This is a genomic window from Pigmentiphaga sp. NML030171 (assembly GCF_002188635.1).
Classification (GTDB): domain Bacteria; phylum Pseudomonadota; class Gammaproteobacteria; order Burkholderiales; family Burkholderiaceae_B; genus Pigmentiphaga; species Pigmentiphaga daeguensis.
Map to the genome: position 1 here is coordinate 104033 of NZ_NINX01000024.1, position 22403 is coordinate 126435.

Annotated in this window: 21 protein-coding genes and 1 pseudogene; 14 read left to right on the plus strand and 8 right to left on the minus strand. The window is 69.9% G+C overall.

The annotated features are described in order from the left end of the window. Positions 1–2: 2 nt before the first annotated feature. Positions 3–1013 carry an LLM class flavin-dependent oxidoreductase gene (locus CDO46_RS06675; protein ID WP_087837778.1) on the minus strand — a complete coding sequence of 337 codons (1011 nt, stop codon included), beginning with the start codon at positions 1011–1013 and terminating at the stop codon, positions 3–5. Positions 1014–1164: 151 nt separating this feature from the next. Here CDO46_RS06675 and CDO46_RS06680 point away from each other — a divergent pair, with 151 nt between their 5' ends. Together CDO46_RS06680 and CDO46_RS06685 are read left to right on the plus strand one after the other, a co-directional pair. Continuing rightward, positions 1165–2142 (plus strand): tripartite tricarboxylate transporter substrate binding protein, encoded by a 978-nt coding sequence (locus CDO46_RS06680; RefSeq protein ID WP_165963176.1) that lies wholly within the window; start codon positions 1165–1167, stop codon positions 2140–2142. A 1-nt stretch (position 2143) separates the two neighbouring features. Then, the gene (locus CDO46_RS06685) at positions 2144–3250 is read left to right on the plus strand and encodes an NAD/NADP octopine/nopaline dehydrogenase family protein (protein ID WP_087837779.1); all 1107 of its coding nucleotides are present in this window, start codon (positions 2144–2146) and stop codon (positions 3248–3250) included. A 20-nt stretch (positions 3251–3270) separates the two neighbouring features. On the opposite strand, the pseudogene CDO46_RS28590 reads toward CDO46_RS06685, so the two are convergent. Then, positions 3271–4272 (minus strand): annotated as a pseudogene (locus CDO46_RS28590) (LysR family transcriptional regulator); the annotation flags it as partial. On the opposite strand from CDO46_RS28590, the gene CDO46_RS06700 reads away from it, so the two are divergent. From CDO46_RS06700 to CDO46_RS06710, 3 genes are all read left to right on the plus strand, one after another. Then, a complete protein-coding gene (locus CDO46_RS06700; RefSeq protein ID WP_087837780.1) occupies positions 4206–5183 on the plus strand; it encodes an asparaginase in 978 nt (325 codons plus the stop codon). The pseudogene CDO46_RS28590 and the gene CDO46_RS06700 sit on opposite strands and share 67 nt — an antisense overlap. Positions 5184–5348: 165 nt before the next feature. Beyond that, positions 5349–6332, plus strand: a complete 984-nt coding sequence (locus tag CDO46_RS06705; RefSeq protein WP_087837781.1) for a tripartite tricarboxylate transporter substrate binding protein — start codon at positions 5349–5351, stop codon at positions 6330–6332. Between the two features lie 9 nt (positions 6333–6341). Continuing rightward, a complete protein-coding gene (locus CDO46_RS06710) occupies positions 6342–7448 on the plus strand; it encodes a mandelate racemase/muconate lactonizing enzyme family protein (RefSeq protein WP_087837782.1) in 1107 nt (368 codons plus the stop codon). On the opposite strand, the gene CDO46_RS06715 is transcribed toward CDO46_RS06710, so the two are convergent. Next, positions 7345–8334: a LysR substrate-binding domain-containing protein gene (locus CDO46_RS06715; RefSeq protein WP_087837783.1), complete on the minus strand. Its 990-nt coding sequence runs from the start codon at positions 8332–8334 to the stop codon at positions 7345–7347. The two genes, CDO46_RS06710 and CDO46_RS06715, sit on opposite strands and share 104 nt — an antisense overlap. 102 nt (positions 8335–8436) lie before the next feature. Here CDO46_RS06715 and CDO46_RS06720 point away from each other — a divergent pair, with 102 nt between their 5' ends. The 5 genes from CDO46_RS06720 (at position 8437) to CDO46_RS06740 (ending at position 13227) form a co-directional block, all read left to right on the plus strand. Beyond that, positions 8437–9645, plus strand: coding sequence for an NAD(P)/FAD-dependent oxidoreductase (locus CDO46_RS06720; RefSeq protein ID WP_087837784.1), 1209 nt, complete (start codon positions 8437–8439; stop codon positions 9643–9645). A 49-nt stretch (positions 9646–9694) separates the two neighbouring features. Beyond that, positions 9695–10663 carry a tripartite tricarboxylate transporter substrate binding protein gene (locus tag CDO46_RS06725; RefSeq protein WP_087837785.1) on the plus strand — a complete coding sequence of 323 codons (969 nt, stop codon included), beginning with the start codon at positions 9695–9697 and terminating at the stop codon, positions 10661–10663. A 64-nt stretch (positions 10664–10727) separates the two neighbouring features. Beyond that, entirely contained in the window at positions 10728–11408 is a 681-nt protein-coding gene (locus CDO46_RS06730; protein ID WP_087837974.1) for a DUF2848 domain-containing protein, read from the plus strand. Between the two features lie 28 nt (positions 11409–11436). Next, on the plus strand, positions 11437–11823 hold the full coding sequence (locus CDO46_RS06735) for a cupin (protein ID WP_087837786.1): 387 nt from the start codon (positions 11437–11439) through the stop codon (positions 11821–11823). Between the two features lie 48 nt (positions 11824–11871). Next, a complete protein-coding gene (locus tag CDO46_RS06740) occupies positions 11872–13227 on the plus strand; it encodes an amidase (RefSeq protein WP_087837787.1) in 1356 nt (451 codons plus the stop codon). Positions 13228–13238: 11 nt separating this feature from the next. Here CDO46_RS06740 and CDO46_RS06745 read toward each other — a convergent pair whose 3' ends face one another. From CDO46_RS06745 to CDO46_RS06755, 3 genes are read right to left on the minus strand one after another with little or no spacing between them, the layout of a single operon-like run. After that, positions 13239–14399, minus strand: coding sequence for a mandelate racemase/muconate lactonizing enzyme family protein (locus CDO46_RS06745; protein WP_087837788.1), 1161 nt, complete (start codon positions 14397–14399; stop codon positions 13239–13241). Beyond that, positions 14396–15022, minus strand: coding sequence for a hypothetical protein (locus CDO46_RS06750; RefSeq protein WP_132979894.1), 627 nt, complete (start codon positions 15020–15022; stop codon positions 14396–14398). Before CDO46_RS06750 ends, CDO46_RS06745 begins: the two co-directional genes overlap by 4 nt. Before the next feature lie 34 nt (positions 15023–15056). Further along, positions 15057–16031: a tripartite tricarboxylate transporter substrate binding protein gene (locus CDO46_RS06755; protein WP_087837790.1), complete on the minus strand. Its 975-nt coding sequence runs from the start codon at positions 16029–16031 to the stop codon at positions 15057–15059. Between the two features lie 132 nt (positions 16032–16163). On the opposite strand from CDO46_RS06755, the gene CDO46_RS06760 reads away from it, so the two are divergent. Then, positions 16164–17090, plus strand: coding sequence for a LysR family transcriptional regulator (locus CDO46_RS06760; protein ID WP_087837791.1), 927 nt, complete (start codon positions 16164–16166; stop codon positions 17088–17090). Positions 17091–17097: 7 nt separating this feature from the next. On the opposite strand, the gene CDO46_RS06765 is transcribed toward CDO46_RS06760, so the two are convergent. Next, positions 17098–17847, minus strand: a complete 750-nt coding sequence (locus tag CDO46_RS06765) for an enoyl-CoA hydratase/isomerase family protein (protein ID WP_087837792.1) — start codon at positions 17845–17847, stop codon at positions 17098–17100. 131 nt (positions 17848–17978) lie between these two features. Here CDO46_RS06765 and CDO46_RS06770 point away from each other — a divergent pair, with 131 nt between their 5' ends. Both CDO46_RS06770 and CDO46_RS06775 read left to right on the plus strand, forming a co-directional pair. Continuing rightward, positions 17979–19007 carry an alcohol dehydrogenase catalytic domain-containing protein gene (locus tag CDO46_RS06770; RefSeq protein WP_087837793.1) on the plus strand — a complete coding sequence of 343 codons (1029 nt, stop codon included), beginning with the start codon at positions 17979–17981 and terminating at the stop codon, positions 19005–19007. Continuing rightward, entirely contained in the window at positions 19004–20497 is a 1494-nt protein-coding gene (locus tag CDO46_RS06775; RefSeq protein WP_087837794.1) for a class I adenylate-forming enzyme family protein, read from the plus strand. Before CDO46_RS06770 ends, CDO46_RS06775 begins: the two co-directional genes overlap by 4 nt. A gap of 15 nt (positions 20498–20512) precedes the next feature. Here the strand turns inward: CDO46_RS06775 and CDO46_RS06780 are convergent, their stop codons facing one another. Then, positions 20513–21484, minus strand: a complete 972-nt coding sequence (locus CDO46_RS06780; RefSeq protein ID WP_087837795.1) for a tripartite tricarboxylate transporter substrate binding protein — start codon at positions 21482–21484, stop codon at positions 20513–20515. A 117-nt stretch (positions 21485–21601) separates the two neighbouring features. Here CDO46_RS06780 and CDO46_RS06785 point away from each other — a divergent pair, with 117 nt between their 5' ends. After that, on the plus strand, positions 21602–22372 hold the full coding sequence (locus CDO46_RS06785; RefSeq protein ID WP_087837796.1) for an IclR family transcriptional regulator: 771 nt from the start codon (positions 21602–21604) through the stop codon (positions 22370–22372). The last annotated feature ends 31 nt before the right edge of the window (positions 22373–22403 follow it).

Here is a 22403-nt window from a genome sequence, read left to right on the forward strand (position 1 = left end):
CCTCACGCCGCGTTTTCCATCCACCCCAGCCGAGCTCCCGCGGCGGCGGTGATCTCGAACGATCGCAGGCGCGCGGCGTGGTCGTAGACCTGCGCGGTCACCATCAGCTCGTCGGCCCCATGCCGGCGCGCGAACTCGTCCAGTCCGGCCTCGACGTCCTCCGACGTTCCCACCACCGCGCAGGACAGCGAGCGCTCGATGTGCGCCTTCTCGGCCCCGCTCCAGATCTCCTCGATGTTGTCCACGGGGGCGTTCAGCTTGCCGGGCGTCCCCCGGATCAGGTTGACGAATTGCAGTTGCAGCGACGTGAACAGGCGGCGCGCCTCGCCCCGGGTGTCCGCGGCGAACACGTTGATGCCCAGCATCACATAGGGTTGGCGCAAGGCCTCGGAAGGCTGGAAGCGCGTGCGGTAGAGGTCCAGCGCCGCCGTGAGGTAGCCCGGCGCGAAGTGCGAGGCGAAGGCGAAGGGCAGCCCCATCTGCGCCGCCAGCTGCGCGCTGAAAAGACTGGATCCGAGCAGCCACAGCGGCACGTCCAGACCGCCGCCGGGCACGGCCTGCACCGCCTGCCCCGGGCTCGGCGCCCGGAAATAGTGCTGCAGCTCGGCCACGTCCTGGGGAAAGCGGTCGGCGGTATCGCCCTGCCCCCGGCGCAGCGCGCGGGCGGTGGCCTGGTCCGAGCCGGGCGCGCGGCCCAGGCCGAGGTCGATGCGGCCCGGGTATAGCGAGGCCAGCGTGCCGAACTGTTCGGCGATGACCAGCGGCGCATGGTTGGGCAGCATGACGCCGCCCGCGCCCACCCGCATGTGCCGCGTCCCGGCGGCCACGTGGGAAATCACGAGGGCCGTTGCGGCGCTGGCGATGCCGGGCATGTTGTGATGCTCGGCCAGCCAGTAGCGGCGATAGCCCCAGCGTTCGGCATGCTGGGCCAGGTCGAGGGTGTTGCGGAACGCGTCGGCGGCGGTGCCGCCGGCGCAGATGGGTGACAGATCCAGTACGGACAGTGCGGTCATTTCGTTCTCGTGCAAGGAATGCGCCCGGCGGGAAAGCGGGCGGTGGCCACGCTGCGTTAACCGAAGGTTGACGAGGCTTGAAAAGACGTCGCTCGTCAGGCGGACAGGCGCTCAATACACTCATCGTACCCTTCACCCCGGACTCCCTTCGATGAAAACCTTACCCGCCATAAGCCTATGGGCCGCGCTGGCCATCGCCCTTGCCCCGGCCGCCCACGCGCAATCCGGCGCTTATCCCTCCCGTCCCGTCAAGATGGTGGTCGGGTGGTCGCCCGGCGGCGCGACCGATCTGCTGGCCCGCATGGTTTCCACGGAACTGAGCCAGCAGCTCGGCCAGCAGGTGGTGGTGGACAACCGGCCCGGCGCCAACGGCACGATCGGCCACGCCCAGGTGGCGGCCGCCCCGGCCGACGGCTACACGCTGATCCTGGCCACCAACAGCACCTACGCCATCGCCGAGCACCTGTACAAATCGCTGCCGTACCGGCACGAACGCGACCTCGCCCCGATCTCGCTGCTGGCCTCGAGCCCGCTTATCCTGGCGGTACGCCCCACGCTGGAGGCCGGCGGCGTGAAGGAATTGCTGGCCCTGGCCCGCAAGCAGCCCGGCCGCCTGAACGTCGCCTCGGGCGGCAACGGCTCGACCAGCCACCTGGCGGCCGAGCTGTTCATGAGCCTGACGGGCATTTCCATGACGCATGTCCCCTACAAGGGCGGCGGTCCGGCCAACAACGCGGTGGCCGCCGGAGAAGTCGACGCGGCCTTCCTGGACCTGGGCGTCGCCCTGCCCTTCGCTTCCGCCGGCCGCCTGAAGGCCATCGCCGTGACGGGCACCGCCCGCTCACCCTTGCTGCCCGAGGTTCCCACCGTGGGCGAATCGGGCGTGCCCAGCTTCGAGTCGACGACCAACTTCGCGCTGTTCGCGCCCGCGGGAACGCCGCGCCCGGTCATCGACCGCCTGCACCAGGCCGTGCACAAGGTGCTGGCGGGCAGCGACCTGCGCGACAAGCTGCGCCGGCAGGGCGTGGAGATCGTCGACAGTTCGCCCGACGAGCTTCGCCGCGCCGCGGCCGCGGAAAGCGCCAAGTGGGCCCGCATCATCCGCGAACGCCACATCTCCCTGGACTAGGATGGCCTCGCATTCCCACCCCGCGCTCGACGTCGCAGTCGTCGGCGCCGGGCCCATCGGCTGCGCCACCGCAGCCTATCTGCTTCGTCACGGACACCGTCCCTTCCTGTGGTCTCCCACCGCATCGCAGCTCGAACGCCGCGGCGGCATGGCGCGCATCGCCTGCACCGGCGCCCTGGACGGCGACGTGGAGATCGAGCTGCTGGCCGCGCCTGAACGGCTGGCCGGGTTCGATACCGTCATCGTCTGCCTGCCGGGCAACGCCTATGCCGACGTGCTGGGACGGCTGGCACCGCTGTGGCGCGACGGCCAGACCGTCATCGTCAGCGGCGCGCTCAGCCTAGCGCCGCTCTGGCTGCGCGAGCGCGCGGCGCGGCGCGGCTGCGAGCTGCATGCCGCGGGCTGGGCCACGACGCCCACGACCGCCCACTTCCTGCCCGACGGCCGGCTGCACGCGAATCCGCTGCGCCATCGCATCGACATGGCCTCGACCGGAGATGGCGGCCGCATCCTGGCGCTTTGCGCCGCCTTGCTGGGCGAGCGCTTCGTCGACGCCGGCGACCTGCTGGCGCCGACGCTGGCCAACATCAACCCCATCGCCCACGCCGCCGAGGTCATCCCCAACCTGACCCGCATGGACCGGGGCGAGGACTGGCCACTGTTCGGCTGCTTCACGCCGGTGGTCGGCCGCCTGGCCGAAGGGCTCGATCGGGAACGCCTGGCCACCGCCGCGGCGCTGGGCTTCGCCCTTCCCACGCTGGCCGAGCATTACAGCCGGTCCTACCATATCGAAGCCGGGCCGCTGCACGAGATGGCCGCGGCCATCCAGGCGCGCGGCATGGGTCCATCGGGCCCCGCCCGCCTGGACCACCGCTACGTGCTGGAGGACGCCCCCTTCGGGCTGGTGTTCCAGGAAGCGCTGGCCCGGGCCGCGGGCGTGGACACGCCGCTGCTGTCGGCCTGCATCGACATCCTGGAATCCGTCTATGCGCGCAACTTCCGGGCCGAGAACTTCCTGGTGGACGAACTGGGACTGGCCTCGGGCGGCGTGGCCGCGCTGCGCAGCCGCTGCGCCGCCTCGCGCAGCGCCGACACGCCCCCGCGATGAGCGCCGCTGAAGCGGTAGACCATCGCGATCGGTACCGGCGCGGGCAGGTCTTCCATGCCGATCTCCACCAGGGTGCCGCGCCGCAGGCGATCCTCGATCACGCAACGCGCCGCCAGGGTCACGCCCAGCGCCTGTTCGGCCAGTTGCAGGTTGGTGATGGCATTGGTGGATTCGATGCGAGGCACGATGGGCGCCAGGCCGTGCTGCAGCATGACCTGCTCGACCATCATGCGGGCATTGGTCGGCCGGGGCGGCAGGATCCACGCTTCGTCGCGCAACGACCGCCACGCGTGGCGCCGCCGGCGGTCCGCGGCCAGCGGATGCTTGGGCGCGCACACCACGGTCCACTCCTCGACTCCTATCTGCTCGATGACGAAACCGTCCGGCCTCAGCCCGCCAAGCTCGGACGGCGTGTTCATCGTGACCAGCACGTCGAGGTCGCCGGCCTCCAGCTTCTGGCACATGTCGGCCAGCCGGCCCTCGACGATGCGCACGGGCGGCAGGCCCCCATGGGCCGCCAGGTCACGCAGCAGCCTGGGTACCAGCGTCCAGGCGATGAAGGGCGGCGCGCCCAGCCGCATGCCCTGGTCGGCCGGCATGCCATGCGCGGCCAGTTCGTCCGCCAGCTGGGCCACCTCGCCCAGCAGCACCCGCGCACGCTGGACGATCAGGTCGCCGGCCGCGGTCGTGACCACGCCGCGCGGCAGGCGATGGAAGATGGCCGTGCCGAACAGCGCCTCCACTTCGCGCAGCCCCTTGCTGACCGCGGCCGTGCTCAGATGCAGCCGCTGGCCCGCCGCCCGCATGTTGCCGGCATCGGCCAGGGTACTGATGAGTTCGAGCTGGCGCATCCTGAGCGCGGCCAGCAGGCGGTGTGTCGCATCGTGCATACGGATAGTCCTGGCAGGGGGGCGCGACTGCGCGTCCCCACGCGAGCATACTCCGCGGAGGCCGCATGACGCGCCGACCCGCCTCCGTGCGCATCGTGGCCACCGGCGGCACCATCGCCGGCGCCGCGCCATCGCCGCGGGACACCAGCGGCTACCGCGCCGGCGCCCTTCCGGCCGCCGCGCTGCTGGCCGACCTTCCCCTTCAGGACGACATCCGCCTGGATGCGCGGCAACTGGCTTCGCTGGACAGCAAGGACGCGCTGCCCGAGTTATGGCAAATGCTGGCGCGGGAACTGGAGCAGGCACAGTCGGACCCCGGCGTCGATGGCGTGGTGCTGACCCACGGCACCGACACCCTGGAGGAGACGGCCTGGTTCCTGCACCTGACCCTGGCCCTGGCCAAGCCGCTGGTCATCACCGGCGCCATGCGCCCCGCCACCGCGATCTCCGCCGACGGTCCCATGAACCTGCTGCAGGCCGTGCAGGTGGCGGCGTGCCCGTGGGTGGCGCGGCACGGCGTCGTTGCCGTCCTGAACGGCCGGGTCCACCACGCCCGCCATCTGCGCAAGGCGCACACGCATCGCGTGGACGCCTTCGATAGCGGGGAAGCCGGCGCCGCCGGCTTCGTCCAGGATGGCTACGTGGGCTGGCTCTCGCCGCCCCGCCGCCGGCCGCCACGTTTCCCGCCGGACACGCCGCTGGCGCCCGTGGACATCCTGTTCGACTACCCCGGCATCTCCACCTCGATGGTCGATGCGGTCCTGCGCGCCGGCGCGCGCGGGCTGGTCTGGGCCGGCTACGGCAACGGTTCCATCAGCGGCCGCATCGAGCCGCTGTTGCGCGAGGCCGGACGCCGCGGCCTGGCGATCGTGCGCGCCACCCGTACCGGCGCCGGCCGGGTGGCACATCCGGGCACCGGCGATTTCATCCAGGCCGCCGGCCTGGACCCATACAAGGCGCGCATCGCGCTGATGCTGGCGCTGGGCGCCGGCACGCCGCCGGCGGCCTTGCAAGCGCTGTTCGACACCCTGTCCTACGAATGAATGAAGCAAGCGGCGCGCCCGGGGTTTTCCCCCAGCGCGCCATCGTTGAAAGCGGCAACTTGTTACGGTATAGTTGATAAAATCCATAGTTGATTTAAGCAACAATCTGGCTTTTCCCCGGCAAGGACGAGAAGTCCTCCGGACAGCCGCCATCGAGGAGACAGCATGAAGACCCGTTTCGCCCTCCGGCTGGGAGCCGTCGCGGCTGCCTTGGCGACGACGCTGCCCGCATGGGCGCAAAGCGAATCCGCGGCCAATTATCCGTCGCGGCCGATACGCATCATCGTTCCCTACACGCCGGGCGCGATCAATGACGTACTGGCGCGCCGCATCGCGCAGCAGTTGTCCGAAGCGCTCAAGCAATCGGTCGTCGTGGAGAACAAACCCGGCGGCGGCACCGTCATCGGCACCGAATACGTCGCACGCGCCGAACCCGACGGCTACACGCTGCTGCAGACGGCAGCCTCGCACTCGATCAATCCGAGCCTGGTTCCCAAGCTGCCCTACGACTCCATCAAGAGCTTCAGCTTCATCACCCTGGTGGGAACCTCCCCCTACGTGATGACCGCCACCCCCAGCCTGCCCGCCAACACGCTCCCCGAGCTGATCGCGCTGGCCAAGTCGCAACCGGGCAAGATCTCGTACGCCTCGACCGGCAACGGCGGCAGCGCCCACCTGATGGGCGAGCTGCTCAAGGACATGGCCCAGATCGACCTGATGCACATTCCCTACAAGGGCCTGGCGCAAGGCCTGAACGACGTCGCCAGCGGACAGGTGCAACTGACGTTCAGCACCTATACGGGCGCGATGGCCTACCTGCAGCCCGGCCGCGTGAAGGCGATTGCCGTCACGGGCAAGGAACGCATGTCGGTGCTGCCCAACGTGCCCACCATCGCCGAAACCCTGCCCGGCTACGATGCCTCGGGCTGGTGGGGCTATGTCGCGCCGGCCGGCACGCCCAAGCCCATCGTCGACAAGCTCAATCGCGAGTTGAACAAGATCGTGCAATCGGCCGACTTCAAGGAGCACTTCAAGTCCCAGGGGGTCGAGATGCTGGGCACCACGCCTGACGAGTTCCGGACCCACGTCGAGCGCGAGATGGAAACCTGGCGCAAGCTGATCAAGAAAGCCAACATCACGATGGGCTGACCCCCTGCCATGAAGATCGCCCGCTGGTCGCTGGACTTCTACCACCTGGCCTATCGCCGCCAGGTGGTCTGGGCCAACGCGATCGAGGACGCCGGCGTCTACGCCCTGCTGCGCATCGAGTCGGACGACGGCCTGGCCGGCATGGCCGAAGGCACAGTCAAGGCGACCTGGTCCGGCGTCTCGCCGGCCTCGCTGGCCGCGGCCTTCCGCGACCTGGTGATGCCTGCGGCGGCGGGCCTGGACGTATCCGACCCGGCCGCGCTGCGCCAGGCGCTGGCTCCCCTGCCGGAGAATCGACTGGCCAAGGGCATGCTGGAGACCGCCTGCTGGATGCTGCGCGCCGCCCGCGCCGGGCAGCCGCTGTGGCAATTCTGGGGCGGCACGCCCGAGGTCGAGGTGACCTGGACCGTGACCCGCCAGCCTCCGGAGGTCATGGCCCGCGAAGCCGCGGGCGCGGCCGAGCGCCATGGCATCCGCGCGTTCAAGATCAAGGGCGGACAGGGGATGGACGTCGACCGGCGGGCGCTGCGCGCCATACGGCGGGCCGTGGGCGACGGCGCGGTCTTCAACGTGGACGCCAACTCGGCCTACGCGCCGGACGAGGCCGCGGCCTACCTGCGCCTGCTCGAGGACGAAGGGGTCGAGACCGCGGAAGATCCCTGCCCGCTGCGCCCGGATGCCCATTTCGAGGCCTTGCAGCGGGGCACCGCCCTGCCCATCCTGGTGGACAGCCCCTGCGCCACGGTCGCCGACGCCGCGCTGTTCCTGGAACGGGGCGCGCGCTCGCTCAGCGCCAAGCCCGGGCGCATAGGCATGACCGAGACGCTGGCCATCGGCGACCTGGCGCGCAAGTACGGAGCCCGGATCGCCACCGGCATCTATGCGGAAAGCGCGCTCGGTACCCTGATCAACCTGCAACAAGCCGGGGCCGTGCCTGCCGCCGACTGCGCCTTCGCCGCGGAACAGACTTTCTTCCTGACCCTGGCCGAGCAGGTCGTGCCGGCCGAACCCGTCATCCGGCGCGGCCGCGTGGCGCTGCCGCCGTCCCCTTGCGTGGACGACTGGATAGACCGCGAGCGGCTGGAGCGGTACCGCCTGCCCGTGTCCGCGTCCTGAGGGATGCGGTCTGCGCCTGCAGCCAGGCGCGAAAATCCGCCAGCACCGGGTCGCCGGCGTTCTCGACCGGATAGGCGAAGTAGTAGGCGCCTTCGCTGCGCACGGCCAGGTCCGACAACACCTTGAGCTTGCCCGAGCGCAGCTGGTCGCCGATCAGGAAACGCGGCAGCAGCGCCACGCCCAGGCCGGCGCAGGCGGCGCTGATCAGCATGGACTGGATCTCGAAGCGCGGCCCCCGCATGACGTTGACGTCGGGCAGGCCAGCCGCCGAGCACCAGTGGCGCCAGGCCTCGGGGCGGGTCATCAGGTGCAGCAGCCGGCAGCCTACGATGTCTCGCGGACCGGGCGCGGCGGCGCCCCGCAGCAATGCCGGGCTGCCCACCGGCAGCAGCACCTCGTCGAACAAGTGGTCGATCCCCGCGCCGGGCCAGTCGGGCGCGCCGAAATACAGGGCGCCGTCCAGCGCGCTTTCGCTGAAGAAGAAGCGCGTGCTGCGCGCGCTGACGTGCACGGTGGCCCCGGGCTGGTCGTCGTAGAACGAGGCCAGCCTGGGCACCAGCCATTGCGATCCCACGGTCGGCAGGGCGGCGATCTCGAGCACCACGCCGCCTCCCTCGTGCCCCATGACTTCCTGCGTATCGCGCTCGATGCGTTCGATGGTCTGCATCACCCGCTCGCCATACATGGCTCCCGCACGCGTGAGCGAGATGCGCTTCTTGATGCGGTGGAACAGCCGCACGCCGAGTTGTTCCTCTAACAGCGAGATCTGGCGCGACACGGCGCTTTCGGTCAGTGACAGCTCGGCCGCCGCGCGGGTGATGCTGAGGTGGCGCGCCGCCGCGTCGAAGGCGGTCAACGCACCGATGCTGGGCAGCCTGCGTCGCATTGGGTCATTCCAAAAACTCAAGATGTCTCCAGAATAAATCGTTTGTCGGACCGCGGACAAGACTCCTAGGATGTGTCCCGTTCCTCCACATTCCTGCATGCCATGACCGCAAACAACGAACGAGTCCTGATCGCCGGCGCCGGCCCCGTGGGCCTGGTGGCCGCCAACGTGCTGGCGGATGCCGGCATCCCCGTGACGGTGTTCGAGGCCGAGGCCAGCCTGCCGCAGACCTTGCGCGCCTCGACCTTCCAGCCTTCCACGCTGGACCTGCTCGCTCGCCTGGATATTTCGAAATTACTCATCAACATGGGCCTGGTGGCCCCGCGCATGCAGTACCGCGACCGCCAGGGCTGGGTGGCAGAGTTCAACTTCGGCGCCATCGGCGACGAGACCGCGCACCCCTATCGCCTCCAGTGCGAGCAGTTCAAGCTGAACGGCCTGCTGGTCGAACGCCTGGCGCGCATCCCGCATGCCGAGGTCCGCTTCGACGCGCGCGCGACCGACGTCCGGCAGGATGCGGACGGCGTCACGCTTACGCTCCAGGGCGCCGACGGCGCCACGACGACGGAACGCGGCACCTGGCTGATCGGCGCCGACGGCGGCCGCAGCGCGGTGCGCGACCTGCTGGGCGTGGTGCTGGAAGGCTTCACCTGGACCGAACGCTTCCTGGTGGCCAGCACCCCTTTCGATTTCGCCGACGTCATCCCCGGCCTGGCCGAAGTCAGCTACTTCGCCGATCCCGAGCAGTGGTTCTTCCTCTTGCGCGTGCCCGGCCTCTGGCGCGTGATGCTGCCGGTGGGCGCGGACGAGACCGATGCCGACATCCTGTCGGACGCCAGCATCCAGCGCCGCCTGCAATGCGTGCACCCGAACCCGGCCGGCTACGCCATCGAGCACCGCACCATCTATTCCGTGCACCAGCGCGTGGCGCCGCGATACCGGGTGGGCCGGGCCTTCCTGGCGGGCGACGCGGCCCACCTGAACAATCCGCTGGGCGGCATGGGCATGAACGGTGGCATACATGATGCTTTCAATCTTGCCGACAAGCTGGCCCGCGTCTGCCTGGGGCAGGCCGGCGAGGCCCTGCTGGACAGGTACGAGGCGGAACGGCGGCCCGTGGCGCTCGACTACGTGAACAAGATCACCATCGCCAACAAGAACAACCTGGAGACGCGGGACGAGGCGCGGCAGAAGACCTGGCGCGAAGAAATGACCCGCACGGCCGGCGACGGGCAACTGGCCAGGGAGTACCTGTTGAAGGTGTCCATGATCAGCAGCCTGCGGCGGCCGGAGATGCACCAGGGCGCGTGACCCGCAGTATGCGCTCCCCTTCCCTACCATCCTCCATCGGGAGTTCAGCATGTTCAGCAAATTCGCACTAGGCAGTATGCTCGCGCTGGTGTCGGCCACGGCTCCGGCCTGGGCCGACTCTTATCCCAGCCGTCCCATCACCATCGTGACGCCGTTCCCCCCGGGCAGCACCAGCGATATCATTCCCCGCCTGCTGGCCCCCCATGTCTCGAAGGCCCTGGGCGCCACGGTGGTCGTCGAGAACCGCGCCGGCGCCAACGGCTCGCTGGGCGCCGCGAAAGTGGCGACCTCGCCGGCCGACGGCTACACGCTGCTGATGGCCACGACCGGCGTGCTGGCCATCAATCCCTGGGTGTACGGCAAGCTGTCGTACGCCCCGGCCAAGGACTTCGATCCCGTCATCAACGCCGCGTCCACCCCCAACCTGCTGGTGGCCCACCCCGGCATCGCGGCCTCCAACCTGAAGGAACTGGTCGACCTGGCGCGCAAGCGTCCCGGCGAGCTGACTTTCGCCTCGGCCGGCAACGGCAGCACCAGCCACCTGTGCGGCGAATCGCTGAAGGCGGCCACCGGCGTGGACCTGGTGCACGTGCCCTACCAGGGACCGGCCCCGGCCATGCAGGACGTCCTGAGCGGCCGCGTCAGCCTGATGTGCGACAACCTCTCGAACGTCCTCCAGTACGTCAAGAGCGGCCGCCTGAAGGCCATCGCGCTGACCGGCAAGGAACGCAGCCCGCAGGCGCCCGACATCCCGACCTCGGCCGAGGCCGGCTACCCCGACGTGCAGGCCGGCAACTGGTACAGCTTCGTCGCGCCCGCGGGCACGCCGCGCTCCATCGTCGACCGGCTGAACACCGAGTTCGCCAAGGCCTTGCACGACCCCGCCGTCACCTCCCGGCTGGAATCGCTGGGGCTGACCATCATCGCCGACAAGCCCGACGAGTTCCGCGCCTTCATCGCGCAGGAATCGGCCCATTGGCAGAAGGTGGTCAAGGCCGCCAATGCCAGGCTGGACTGACGGCCCGCCCGATCCGGCCGCCATGTCCGCATGCGCGGCCGCCACGTTTTCCGATGGATACACGATGCTCCTGAACTTCATCACCGGCGCGGGCACCGCCTCGCGCGACACCGCCATCTCGCACGCAGTCATCGCCGGCTGGACCGGCCGCGACCGCGAGGCCATGGAGAAACACATCGCCGAGCTGGAGGCCCTGGGTGTCCCGCGCCCGGCCGCCACCCCCATGTACTACCGCGTCGCGGCCTCCCGCCTGACCACACGCGACCGCATCGAGGTCTGCGGCACCGACTCCAGCGGCGAGGTCGAGTTCGTCATGCTGCGCGCGGGCGGGCGGTTGTGGGTAGGCATAGGCTCGGACCACACCGACCGCAAGGTCGAGACCATGGGCGTGGCGATCTCCAAGCAGTTGTGCGAGAAACCCGTGGGCGCTGACTGGTGGCTGTTCGACGATGTGGCCGCGCACTGGGACCGGCTGCTGCTGCGCGCCTTCATCGAGGAAGACGGCCGGCGCGTGCCCTACCAGGACGGCCCGGTGACGGCCATGCGCCATCCGCTCGAGCTGATCGCCGGCTATGCCGACGGCGGTGGCGCCCTGCCCGAAGGCGGCGCGATGTTCTGCGGCACGCTGCCCGCCCACGGCGGCATCCGCCACTCGGCCCGCTTCGATTTCGAACTGCACGACCCCGTGCTGGACCGCACGCTGCGCCACGGCTATCTCGCCGAGTCGCTGCCCGTGGCCGGCTGATTCCCTTTCATATCAGGAGTCCCTTTTTATGCCCGTGAACAAACTGCACGACGAATTCCATAACGTGGACATGGAGAACGGCTGGCAATTGCCCGAAGGCTACGACCCCGCCTCCGGCGCCCGCGAGAAGATCCTGGCCGGCGCGCTGGACGTCCTGAACAAGCGGGGCAGCCGCACCCGCCTCCTGCGCTTCCCGCCCGGACTCCACACGCGGGAGGCCATCGTCCATGACCATTGGGAGGAAGTCTTCCTGGTCTCCGGCGACCTCACGGTGGGCAACGACGCCGACGGCAACGGCGGCACGCCGTTCTCCGGCTACACCTACGCGGTGCGCCCGCCCGGCGCCTGGCACGGCCCGTTCAAGTCCAACGGCGGCTGTCTCCTTCTGGAAATACACTACTACGACCCTGCCTGAGGCCCACCCCTACGCCCTTCGGGCGCCCAGCACGCATGGATGATTGATATGACTCCGCCCGACAAGTCCCTAGAACACCTGAGCGCCGAGCTGGACGCCGGCCGCGTCACCAGCCGCGCGCTGGTGGAAGACTGCCTGGCGCGCATCGCCGACCCCTCCGGCGAAGGCGCGCGCGTCTATACCCTGGTGGACGCCGATGGCGCGCGGCGGGCCGCCGACGCGATCGACGCGGCGCGCGCGCGAGGGGAAAGCACCCGGCGCCTGGCGGGTATTCCCATCTCGATCAAGGACTTGTTCGACATCGAAGGCCAGGTCACGACGGCGGGCTCGCGCGTGCTGGCCGAGGCCCCGCCCGCCGCGCGCGACGCCGAGGCGGTCGCCCGCCTGCGCGAGGCGGGCTTCGTCGTCATGGGCCGCACGAACATGACGGAGTTCGCCTATTCGGGGCTGGGACTCAATCCCCACCACGGCACGCCGCTCAACCCCTACGACCGCAAGACCGGCCGGATTCCCGGCGGCTCGTCCTCGGGCGCGGCGGTGTCGGTCACGGACGGCATGGCGGCCGTGGGCCTGGGCACCGATACCGGAGGCTCGTGCCGCATCCCCGCCGCGCTGACCGGCCTGACCGGCTTCAAGCCCACCGCCGCGCGCGTACCCGCCACCGGCGCCTTCCCGCTGTCGACCACGCTGGACAGCATAGGCGGCATCGGCCGCACGGTGAATTGCTGCGCCATCGTCGACGCCATCCTGTCCGGCGATCCGGTTTACCCGAACGAGCGTGCGTCCCTGGCCGGACTGCGCATGGGCGTGCCGCAGACACTGGTGCTGGACGGCATGGACCATGACGTGGCCTCGGCCTTCCAGGACGCGCTGCGGCGGCTGTCGCAAGCCGGCGCGGCCATCGTGGACGTGCCCTTCGCGGAGTTCGCGGAACTGGCCGCCATCAATGCCAAGGGCGGCTACACGGCCGCCGAGTCCTATCCGCTGCACCGGGACATGATGGCCCGGCATGGCGACCTGTACGACCCGCGCGTCAAGGTGCGCATCGAGAAAGGCGCGCAGCTGACCGCGCAGGACCTCGCCGAATTGCACGCCCGCCGCGCCGACTGGATACGGCGCACGAGCCGCCACTTCGAGACGCTGGACGCCATCGCCTGCCCCACGGTGCCCGTGATCGCGCCGGCGCTGGGTGAACTGGCCGACGACGAGGCCTATGGCCGGACCAACCTGCTGGTGCTGCGCAACCCGACCTTCATCAACTTCCTGGACGGGTGCGCCATTTCGCTGCCCTGCCACGCACCGGGCACGGCGCCGGTCGGCCTCATGCTGGCCGCGCCGGGCGGCCAGGACCGCCGCCTGCTGGCGGTGGCGCGCGCCGTCGAGGCCCTGCTCGCGGCGCGCTGAGCCGGCGGCCGCTACTTGCGCCGCGCGAACTCCAGGTACTCCGGGTCGAAGCTCATGCCCCATCCCGGCGCGGTCGGCAGCGTGTAGAACCCATCGACGAACGGCCGGGCCGGCTGGTTCGCGATCAGCTTGTAGAAGAACGGATCGCGCCAGGGAAGCATGACTTCGGCATAGCGGCCGTTGACCACGCCCGCCGACATCATCAGGCCGATCTGCGGCTCCAGGTGCTGCATGACCGAGACGTTGAAGGCCGAGGCCAGCATCGCCACGCGCCGCCACTCGGTCGGACCGCCGCCCCAGCTCGCATCGAAGTTGCAAATGTCGATGGCGCCCGCCGTCAGCAGGTCGCGGCAACCGAAGCGCGACAGCTCGCTCTGCCCCGCGGCCACCGGCACGCCGCCCACGGTCCGCACCACCGCCATGTCGGCGCGGTCGTTGTCCCAGCGGCAGGGCTCCTCGAACCAGGCCAGGTTCAGGTCGCGCGTCCGGCGCACGAACTCCAGCGCCTCTTCGCGGCTCCATCCCTGGTTGGCGTCGCAAGCCAGCACGAAGCCATCGCCGCCGGCCCGGCGCACGGTCTGGGCGCGCAGGGCGTCCTCGGCGGGCGTCTTGCCCCCCAGCTTGAGCTTCAGGCCATGGATGCCGAAGGCCTTCAGTTCGGCCACTTCGTCCGCCAGGGCCTCCAGGTCGCCGCTCTGGCGGTAGTACCCGCCCAGCGCGACCACCGGCACCCGCTCGCGCGCGCCGCCCCACAACAGGTGCAGCGGCAGGCCGGCCAGCTTGCCCACGGCATCGTGCAGCGCGCTGTCCACGCAGGCCTGGGCCCGCAGCGCCACCCGGCGGTCGCGCAGGAAAGGCTCGGTCGCGCGCCGCGTGGCGGCCCAGGCGTCGTCGATGGCCGCCACGCGGCGGCCCTTGAGCAAGGGCTCCAGTTCATCGTGGATCAGCCGGATGATGGCCGGCTGAAGTTCGTCGTCGTTGCCGTTGAAGCACTCGCCCACCACGCCGGCGTCGGTGTGCACGCGCGTGACGATGGTGCAGCGATGGGTCAGCTTCAGGGTCGAACCCGTGGCCGGCCGCTCCAGCTCCACCCTCAGCGGAATGGTCTCGATGCGGGTGATGCGGGCGTCCACCAGGGCAGGCACGCCGCCTTGTCTGATTGCGGAAGTCATATCGCTCCTAGGCCGGGTTCGAGTACGTAGATCCGTTCGCACATGACCCGGCGCGTGTTCTGGAAATGCGGGCGCACGCGGCTGCTCCAGCCGGTCGCGCGCACCGCCAGCCAGGCGGGATCCTGCTGGATGGCGGGCGTGGTCAGGTCGTAGCAGGCCAGCGAGCGCTGGCTGCCGTCGGGATTGTCCGCCACCAGCCGGCGCGCGCGCACGTTGCCCGTCACGGCGGCCAGCCCGGGCAGGTGTTCCTGCCCATACCAGTTCGACAGATCCTCGGCCACATCGGGACGCACGTCGGTCTCGACCACGTAGTGGTGCGTGACCGGCTGGCCCTGCGAGACGCCGGGCAGGTCCTGCACCGGCGACAGCAGCAGGACGTCAGGCGCCTGGCCGGGCAGCAGCCTGCCGGCCCGCTCGGCGATGGCGCCGGCCAGTTCCAGGCCGCCGGGCCGCGCCGACCAGAAGTACAGGTACAGATGGGAGCCATCCAGCGCACGGTTCGCGTCCACGCGCTCGAAGCATCCGGGGTGGGCGGCCACCACCTCGGCCGCCAGTCGTTCGATGGCCGCCAGGTCGGCGGGCACCGGGGAATACCGCAATAACACCGCGGCGGGTCTGCTCATAGATGCATCTTCCAGAAATTGCCTGCCGGACGCGTCAATCGGCCTGGATGCCCAGCCGCTTGATCAGCTCCGCCCACTTGGTCGTCTCGCCGGCCATGAACTTGCCGAAGGGCTCCGGCGACAGATAGGCCACCGACGCGCTCTCGGCCTCCAGGCGCTGGCGCATGTCCGGCTCGGCCAGGATGTCGCCGATGGCCTTGCTCAGCTTGTCGACGATGGCCGGCGGCGTGCCGGCCGGCGCCAGGATGCCCCACCAGTTGTCGCCGTCGTAGCCGGCCAGGCCCGCTTCCTGGACCGTGGGCACCTCGGGCAGCACGGGTTGGCGCTTGGAACCGCTGACGGCCAGCGGCCGCAGGCGGTTGGCCTTGACGTGCGGCAGGGCCTGCAGCACGGTGCCGACGGACACCTGGGCATGGCCCGCGGCAACGTCGGTCAGGGCGGCGCCGGCGCCCTTGTAGGGCACGTGCGTCATCGAGATGCCGGCCCGGATCTCGAACAGTTCGCTGACCAGGTGCTGCGAGCTGCCCACGCCGGACGACACGTAGTTGAGCTTGCCGGGATTGGCCTTGGCGTAGGCGATCAGGTCCGACAGCGTCTTCACGGGCAGGCCCGGATAGACCGAGATCAACAGCGGCGCGGTCGCCAGCCGGGCAACGGGCGAGAAGTCCTTGGCCGGATCGTAGGGCAGCTTCTTGTACAGCGTCGAATTCGCCGTGTGCGGCGTCGAGATCAGCAACAGCGTATAGCCGTCCGGACGGGACTTGGCCACCACTTCGGTGCCGATGGTGCCGCCCGCTCCGCCCCGGTTGTCGACGATGAACGGCTGCCCCAGGCGCTTGGTCAGCTCCTCGCCGATCAGGCGGCCGACGATGTCATTGCTGCCACCGGGCGCGAACGGGATCACGATGCGCACCGGCCGGGCGGGGTAGTCCTCGGCGCGCGCGGCGCCGAGCGTGGAAGCCAGCGCCAGGGCAACGGCCGGGACCAGGAACTTGCGGGACATCTGCATGGGGTCTCCTCGTGCATGCCGCCTTGGCGGAATCCCGCTGGCGGCGTTTAGTCAAGAGGCGGCATTGTGCGCACGCGTGCCATTTTCATCAATAAAATAGCTTCTACATCTGATATCCATAAATCAAATACCATGGACCTGCAGCAGCTGGAATCCTTCGTGCGCGTGGCCGAACTGGGCAGCCTGACCCGCGCCGCGCTGGTGGCGGGCGTCTCCCAGCCCACGCTCAGCCGCCACATCCGCCTGCTGGAACTCGAGCTGAAATCCCATCTGCTGGTCCGCACCGGCCGCGGCGTGGAACTGACCGAATCCGGCAAGTGCCTGCTTTCCTACGGCAACGCCATCCTGAAGCTGACACGGCAGGCCCGCGCCGACATCCAGGCGCTGCGCGAACAGCCCACCGGCAGGCTGACCGTGGGCCTGCCTCCGCGCATCGCGCATGTGCTGACGCCGGAACTCGTCAAGCAATTCCGCCAGCGCTATCCCGAGGCATCGATTTCCGTTTCCGAGGGCCTGAGCGTCGCGCTGCGCGAGGACCTGATACTGGGCAAGATCGAGATCGCGCTGCTGTTCGATCCTCCGCCCAGCCCCCGGCTCGAATACCGCAGCCTGTATCGCGAAGACATGGTGCTGTGCGGCCGCCCCAAGCCCGCCTTTCCGCTGCCGGCGCGGCTGGCGGCACGGGAGCTGGAGCGCTATCCGGTCCTGGTGCCCAGCATTCCGAACGCCGTGCGCAACGTGATCGAGGCCGGCTGCCGGCCCCATGGCATCAAGCTGAACGTCGTGGCCGAGGTCGACGCCGTGCATACCCTGCTCAAGCTCGCGCTGAGCGGACAGGGCTATGCCATCGTGCCGCGCAGCGCGGCGCCCATCGCCAGCACGGTCGAAGGCGGCCCGTTCAGGATCTCCGCCATCGGCTCGCCCCGCATGCGCAACAACCTCGTATTGGCCACCGCCCGCGAGCGGCCGCTGTCGCAGCTCGCGCAGGGAACGGTGGAACTGCTGGCGGCACAGGACATCGGCCGCCTGCTGGACGCCGGGCGGCGCATCAACGGATAGGCATGCCCTAGCGGATGCGTCCCGCCCCGGGTTTGTGGGCCACCACGTCGCCGAACTCTTTCGATTCGAGTATGGCCAGCCGCGCGTCGTCGATGGCGGCGGCATGCTCGCGGGCGCGGCGCCGGCGCTCCAGCAGGATCAGTCGCTTGGTCTGCGCCACCGCCGCCGCGGAATTCGACGCGATGCGCCGCGCAAGCGCCATCGCGGCCGCGAGGCTGTCGGGCACGACCTCGTCCACCAGCCCGATGCGCAGCGCTTCCCGCGGTTCGATCAGCCGGGCCGTCAGCATCAGGTCCAGCGCGCGCGGTTCGCCCACCAGCCCCGGCAGCGTGACGGCGCTGACGCCCGAGAGCATGCCGTGCTGGACTTCGGGGAATCCCAGCTTGCCGGTCTCGGCGGCGATGCGGAAATCGGCATGGATGGCCAGGGTCAGCCCCATGCCTATGGTGAAGCCGTGCAGCGCCGCCACGACCGGCTTGTGCAGCTCCACGCCTATGCCGGGAATCGCGTCCATCAGCGTCGGCGTGTCGACCATGGTGCCGGTCGCCTGCATCTCCTTGATGTCCGAGCCGGCGCAGAAGGCCTTCTCGCCGGCTCCGCGCAGCACCAGTACCGATACGGCGGGGTCCTGCGCCGCGTCGCGCCAGATGCGGCCCAGTTCCCGCTTCGCGGGCACGTCCAGCGCGTTCATGCGCTCCGGGCGGTTGATGACGATCTCGTGGATGCCGCCCTCGAGCGGACGATAGTCGATACCCATGCAGGCCTCTTCCGTTGAATGACGCCGGCGACACGTTGACAGGCCGGTGCCGGCTATGCAAACTATACCGCATATGTGTAAATAGTAAACATTATGTGCATATAATGCACAAACCTAGGACACACCTACTCATGAAAGCCGTCATCCTTTCCGCCTTCGGCGCACCCGATACCCTGGAAATCCGCGAGGTTCCCACCCCCTCCCCCGCGGCCGGCGAAGTGCTGGTCCAGGTCAGGGCAGCCGGCATCTGTCACCACGACGTCCTGCACCGCGCCGGCAAGCTGCCGGGCGCGCGCGCCGGCGTCGTCCTGGGCCACGAGACCGCGGGCGAAGTCGTCGCGGTAGGAGACGGCGTGATCACGCATCGCGTAGGCGACCCCGTGGTCATCTACCAGCGCCAGTTTTGCGGCCTGTGCCGCAACTGCCTGCGCGGCCGGCAGGACATGTGCCGTGCCCTGGGCCTGCCGGCGGTCGATACCGTGGGCGGCTACGCCGAATATGTCTGCGTGCCCGCGCCCATGGCCATTCCCGTGCCGCGCGGCCTGCCCTGGGAGGCCGCGGCGCTGTCGTGCTGCCCGATAGGCACCAGCCTGCGCGCGCTGCGCATCCTGGCCGGCACCAGTCCCGGCGACACGGTCCTCATCACTGGCGCAAGCGGCGGCCTGGGCATGCATCAGATCCAGATCGTGCGCGCCCTGGGTGCCCGCTCCATCGCCGTCACCTCGAGTCCGGCCAAGGCCGCGCACCTGAAATCGCTCGGAGCGGACGAGGTGATCGTGTCGCCCGACCTGAAATTCAGCGCCCAGGCCTGGCAGCTCACCGGCAAGCAGGGCGTGGACATCGCCATCGACAACCTGGGCCTGTCCCTGCCCGAGACCCTGCGCAGCATGGCCCAGGGCGGCACGGTGGTGGTGCTGGGCAACATCGACGGCCAGGCGGTGGACGTGCTGCCCGGCCTGTTGATCGGCCGGCGGATACGCGTCATGGGATCGGGCAGCGGCACGCTGGAGGACATCCGCCAGGCGCTGGCGATGCTGGCTTGCGGCCAGATCCGCCCCGTCATTTCCGCCACCCTGCCCTTCGACGAGATCCGCCGCGCGCACGAGCTACTCGACACCAAGGCCGTGGAGGGCCGCGTGATCATGCAGGGCTGGCTATGAACATCGGTGCCCTGCTTCAACGGTGCGCGCAGCACTGGCCCGGCCGGCCCGCGATCGTGGACGCGCGCGACGGCGGCGTCCTGGACTTCCGCGCATTCGCCGCGCGCGTGTTCGGACTGGGCCACGCGCTGCGCGCGGACGGGCTCGGCGACGGCGACCGCGTCGCCATCCTGGGGGACAACACGCCCGCCTACCTCTTGTGGGACTACGGCGCGATGTCGGCGGGACTGGTCCGCGTGCCGCTCGATCCGGCGCTCAGCGCCGATGAACAAGCCGCGCAACTGATCGACGCCCAGGCCCTCATGCTGGCCCACGGGGCCGAATATGCCGATCGCGCGCGCGAACTGGCCGCCCGCGTGCCGGGCCTGCGGCTGCGCCCGTTGGAGACCGACGCCGGCAGCCGCGAGACCCCGGCGGCCACCCCCGCCGCCCAGGCCATGGCCTCGCTCAACTACACGGGCGGCAGTACCGGGACGCCGAAAGCGGTGGTCATCACCCATGGCAGCCTTACCTCCGCCTTGCAGAACATCGTCTTGGCCCGAGGCCAGCACCCCGGCGACGTCATGCTCAACATGCGGCCACTGTGGCCGATCGCCGCCATCATCGTGCTGGCCCAGCTGGCCGCGGGGGGCACCGTCGTGCTGGCCGGCCGCTTCGAGCCGACGCGCTTCCTGGAGCTGCTGGCGCACTACCGCGCCACGTCCACGTCCCTGGTCCCCACGCACCTGGTGCGGCTGCTGAAGGAAACCCGGCCCGCCGACCACGACCTGGGCGCGCTGCGCAGCATGGACGTAGGCGCCGCCGCCATTCCGCCCGATACCTTCCTGGCCGCCATCCAGGCGTTCGGACCTCGCTTCGGCATTCTGTACGGGCTGACCGAAGCCTCGTGGAGCTGCTACCAGCCGCCACAGGTGCTGGCCGATCCGGCCACCCGGGCCCAGGCCATACGCAGCGTGGGCCGTCCGCTGTTCGGCTGCGAAATCCGCATCGAAAGCGAGGGGGAAACCGCGCCGGCAGGCACCGAAGGCGAAGTGCTGATACGCGGCGCCCACGTCGCGGCGGGCTACTGGCGGCAACCGGAACTGACCGCCGGGGTCTTCCGCGACGGCTGGTTCCGCACCGGGGATCTCGGCATCCTGGATGCCTCGGGCGTGCTGCGCATCACCGGCCGCCTGAAGGAAGTGATACGCAGCGGCGGCAAGTCCATTCTGCCGGACGAGGTGGAGCGCGCGCTGTGCAGCCACCCGGCCGTGGCCGAAGCGGCCGCCGCCGGCCTGCCCGATCCCGAGTGGGGCGAGATCGTCGGCGCCGCCGTCGTGCTGCGCGCGGGCGCGGCGGCCACGGCCGAGGAACTGATGGAACACTGCCGCCGGTCGCTCTCGGGCTTCAAGAAGCCGCGCGTGATCCGCTTCGCTCCGGCCATCCCCAAGTCCCACTACGGCAAGGTGCAGCGGGCCAAGGTACGGGCCTTGCTCGCGGAGCCGGCCTGAGAGCCGGACTTCCCGTCACTGCTCGGCGATGTTGGCCAGCTTCACGATCTCGCGCGACTTGGCCGTTTCCTGGTCGATGAAGGCCCGGAAGCGGGCGCCCGACACGCCCGAAGGCTCGAGCCCCTGGCGCTCGAACCAGGCGCGCGTGTCGGGCTCCGCCACGAAGCGCTTGACGGCGGCCTCCAGCTTGTCCACCACCGAGGCCGGCAATCCCGCCGGCCCCCACAAGCCATACCAGGTCGAGAAGTTGACCTCGGGATAGCCCGCTTCGGCGAACGTCGGCACGTCGGGAGCCAGCGCGCTGCGCTTGCTCCCCGTGATGGCCAGCGCCTTGAGCTTGCCGGCCTTGACCGGCGGCAGCGACGACAGCAGCGGATCGATCATGCCGCTGACCTGGCCGCCCATCAGGTCGACCAGCGCCGGCCCGGTGCCCTTGTAGAGCACGGTGGGCACGGCCAGGCCGGCCCGGTACTTGAAGGACTCCACCGCCAGGTGGCCCGCCGCGCCGAAACCGCCTACCGCGAAGCTGAACCGGTCGGGCGTTGCCTTGACCTTGGCCACGAAATCCTGGACCGATTCGGCCGGCGCGGACGCGGGCGTGACGAACAGCAGCGGTCCGGACGCGACCAGCGCCAGATGCGTCAGGTCCCTGGCCGGATCGAAAGGCGGCTTGTCCTTCATGATCAGCGGATTGACGACCAGGGTCGAAGCCGTGAACAGCAGCGTGTAGCCGTCGGCCGGTGCCCTGACCACCGCCTCGGCGCCGATGTTGCCCGAGGCGCCGGCGCGGTTCTCGACCACCACCTTCTGCGAGAACTGTTCGGACAGCCGGAGCGCCAGCGTACGCGCGACCGCGTCCACCGCGCCGCCGGCCGCGAAGGGCACGACCAGCCTGACCGGCCGGGAGGGATATCCATCCGCCGCGGCGGCGGAGGCCGTAGCCAGCAGGAGAAACGACGCAAACCAGGAAACACGCAGGGACGACATGGCGACAACCTCTCATGACCGTTGGTTATGTGCATATTACGCACATAAAGCTTGTAATACGCACTTGGAGATTAGCGATACCATGTCGCGACGTCAACGATTCCCGCGACCTTTTCCATGCCCCGCCCGTCCATCCCTTCCGCAGCTCCGCCCGGCAATCGGGTGCAGGTCATCGACCGGGCCATGCTCCTGCTCGACGTGCTGATGCGGATGCCGCGAGGCGCGACGGCGCTCGAACTGGCACAGGCGACGGAACTGGACCGCACCACGGTCCATCGCGTGCTCCGCACCCTGGCCTTCTGGGGCATGGTGCAGGCACGGGAAGGGGTCTATGCGCTGGGACCCAAGTGCCTGGTGCTGGGAACGGCCCAGCACGACCGGCTCGGCATACGGCGCGCCGCCCTGCCGCATGCGATCGAGCTCCAGGAAAAAGGCGTGGGCAAGCGCCGCGCGATCGTCTCCATCTCCGTGCCGGCGCTGGACGAGGTGGTCATCATCGAACGCATCTGGGCTCCGTCGGTGCCGCTGAACATCATCACCGACATCGGTACCCATTTCCCGCTGGACGCCAGCGTGAGCGGGCGCGCCATCCTGGCCGCGTGGCCGCGCGAACAGGGCATCGCGCACGTGGGCGAGGAACGCTACGCGGCCGTCTCGGAACGGCTGGAAGCGATACGCGCGGCCCGGGGCCTGTCGTTCGGCCTGAGCGAGATGCGGCCGGGGGTGGGCACGCTCGCCTGCCCGGTGTTCGGCCGTGGCGGCGAAGCCGTGGCCGCGCTGATCGTGGCCGGGCTGGCGCTGGAAGAAGAACTGGATCCGGAAGCCCCGCTGGCCCAGCACGCGCTGCGCAGCGCGGCCAGCATCTCGGCCGTGCTGCGCGCGAGCTGACCGCGCACCGTCCTGCCGGGAAAGCCCCTCC

What these genes read in the sequence shown, in the direction of transcription:
- CDO46_RS06675 (WP_087837778.1), bottom strand. Translation starts at nt 1,013, where the DNA reads ATGACCGCACTGTCCGTACTGGATCTGTCACCCATCTGCGCCGGCGGC.
- CDO46_RS06680 (WP_165963176.1), top strand. Translation starts at nt 1,165, where the DNA reads ATGAAAACCTTACCCGCCATAAGCCTATGGGCCGCGCTGGCCATCGCC.
- CDO46_RS06685 (WP_087837779.1), top strand. Translation starts at nt 2,144, where the DNA reads ATGGCCTCGCATTCCCACCCCGCGCTCGACGTCGCAGTCGTCGGCGCC.
- CDO46_RS06700 (WP_087837780.1), top strand. Translation starts at nt 4,206, where the DNA reads ATGACGCGCCGACCCGCCTCCGTGCGCATCGTGGCCACCGGCGGCACC.
- CDO46_RS06705 (WP_087837781.1), top strand. Translation starts at nt 5,349, where the DNA reads ATGAAGACCCGTTTCGCCCTCCGGCTGGGAGCCGTCGCGGCTGCCTTG.
- CDO46_RS06710 (WP_087837782.1), top strand. Translation starts at nt 6,342, where the DNA reads ATGAAGATCGCCCGCTGGTCGCTGGACTTCTACCACCTGGCCTATCGC.
- CDO46_RS06715 (WP_087837783.1), bottom strand. Translation starts at nt 8,334, where the DNA reads ATGCGACGCAGGCTGCCCAGCATCGGTGCGTTGACCGCCTTCGACGCG.
- CDO46_RS06720 (WP_087837784.1), top strand. Translation starts at nt 8,437, where the DNA reads ATGACCGCAAACAACGAACGAGTCCTGATCGCCGGCGCCGGCCCCGTG.
- CDO46_RS06725 (WP_087837785.1), top strand. Translation starts at nt 9,695, where the DNA reads ATGTTCAGCAAATTCGCACTAGGCAGTATGCTCGCGCTGGTGTCGGCC.
- CDO46_RS06730 (WP_087837974.1), top strand. Translation starts at nt 10,728, where the DNA reads ATGCTCCTGAACTTCATCACCGGCGCGGGCACCGCCTCGCGCGACACC.
- CDO46_RS06735 (WP_087837786.1), top strand. Translation starts at nt 11,437, where the DNA reads ATGCCCGTGAACAAACTGCACGACGAATTCCATAACGTGGACATGGAG.
- CDO46_RS06740 (WP_087837787.1), top strand. Translation starts at nt 11,872, where the DNA reads ATGACTCCGCCCGACAAGTCCCTAGAACACCTGAGCGCCGAGCTGGAC.
- CDO46_RS06745 (WP_087837788.1), bottom strand. Translation starts at nt 14,399, where the DNA reads ATGACTTCCGCAATCAGACAAGGCGGCGTGCCTGCCCTGGTGGACGCC.
- CDO46_RS06750 (WP_132979894.1), bottom strand. Translation starts at nt 15,022, where the DNA reads ATGAGCAGACCCGCCGCGGTGTTATTGCGGTATTCCCCGGTGCCCGCC.
- CDO46_RS06755 (WP_087837790.1), bottom strand. Translation starts at nt 16,031, where the DNA reads ATGCAGATGTCCCGCAAGTTCCTGGTCCCGGCCGTTGCCCTGGCGCTG.
- CDO46_RS06760 (WP_087837791.1), top strand. Translation starts at nt 16,164, where the DNA reads ATGGACCTGCAGCAGCTGGAATCCTTCGTGCGCGTGGCCGAACTGGGC.
- CDO46_RS06765 (WP_087837792.1), bottom strand. Translation starts at nt 17,847, where the DNA reads ATGGGTATCGACTATCGTCCGCTCGAGGGCGGCATCCACGAGATCGTC.
- CDO46_RS06770 (WP_087837793.1), top strand. Translation starts at nt 17,979, where the DNA reads ATGAAAGCCGTCATCCTTTCCGCCTTCGGCGCACCCGATACCCTGGAA.
- CDO46_RS06775 (WP_087837794.1), top strand. Translation starts at nt 19,004, where the DNA reads ATGAACATCGGTGCCCTGCTTCAACGGTGCGCGCAGCACTGGCCCGGC.
- CDO46_RS06780 (WP_087837795.1), bottom strand. Translation starts at nt 21,484, where the DNA reads ATGTCGTCCCTGCGTGTTTCCTGGTTTGCGTCGTTTCTCCTGCTGGCT.
- CDO46_RS06785 (WP_087837796.1), top strand. Translation starts at nt 21,602, where the DNA reads ATGCCCCGCCCGTCCATCCCTTCCGCAGCTCCGCCCGGCAATCGGGTG.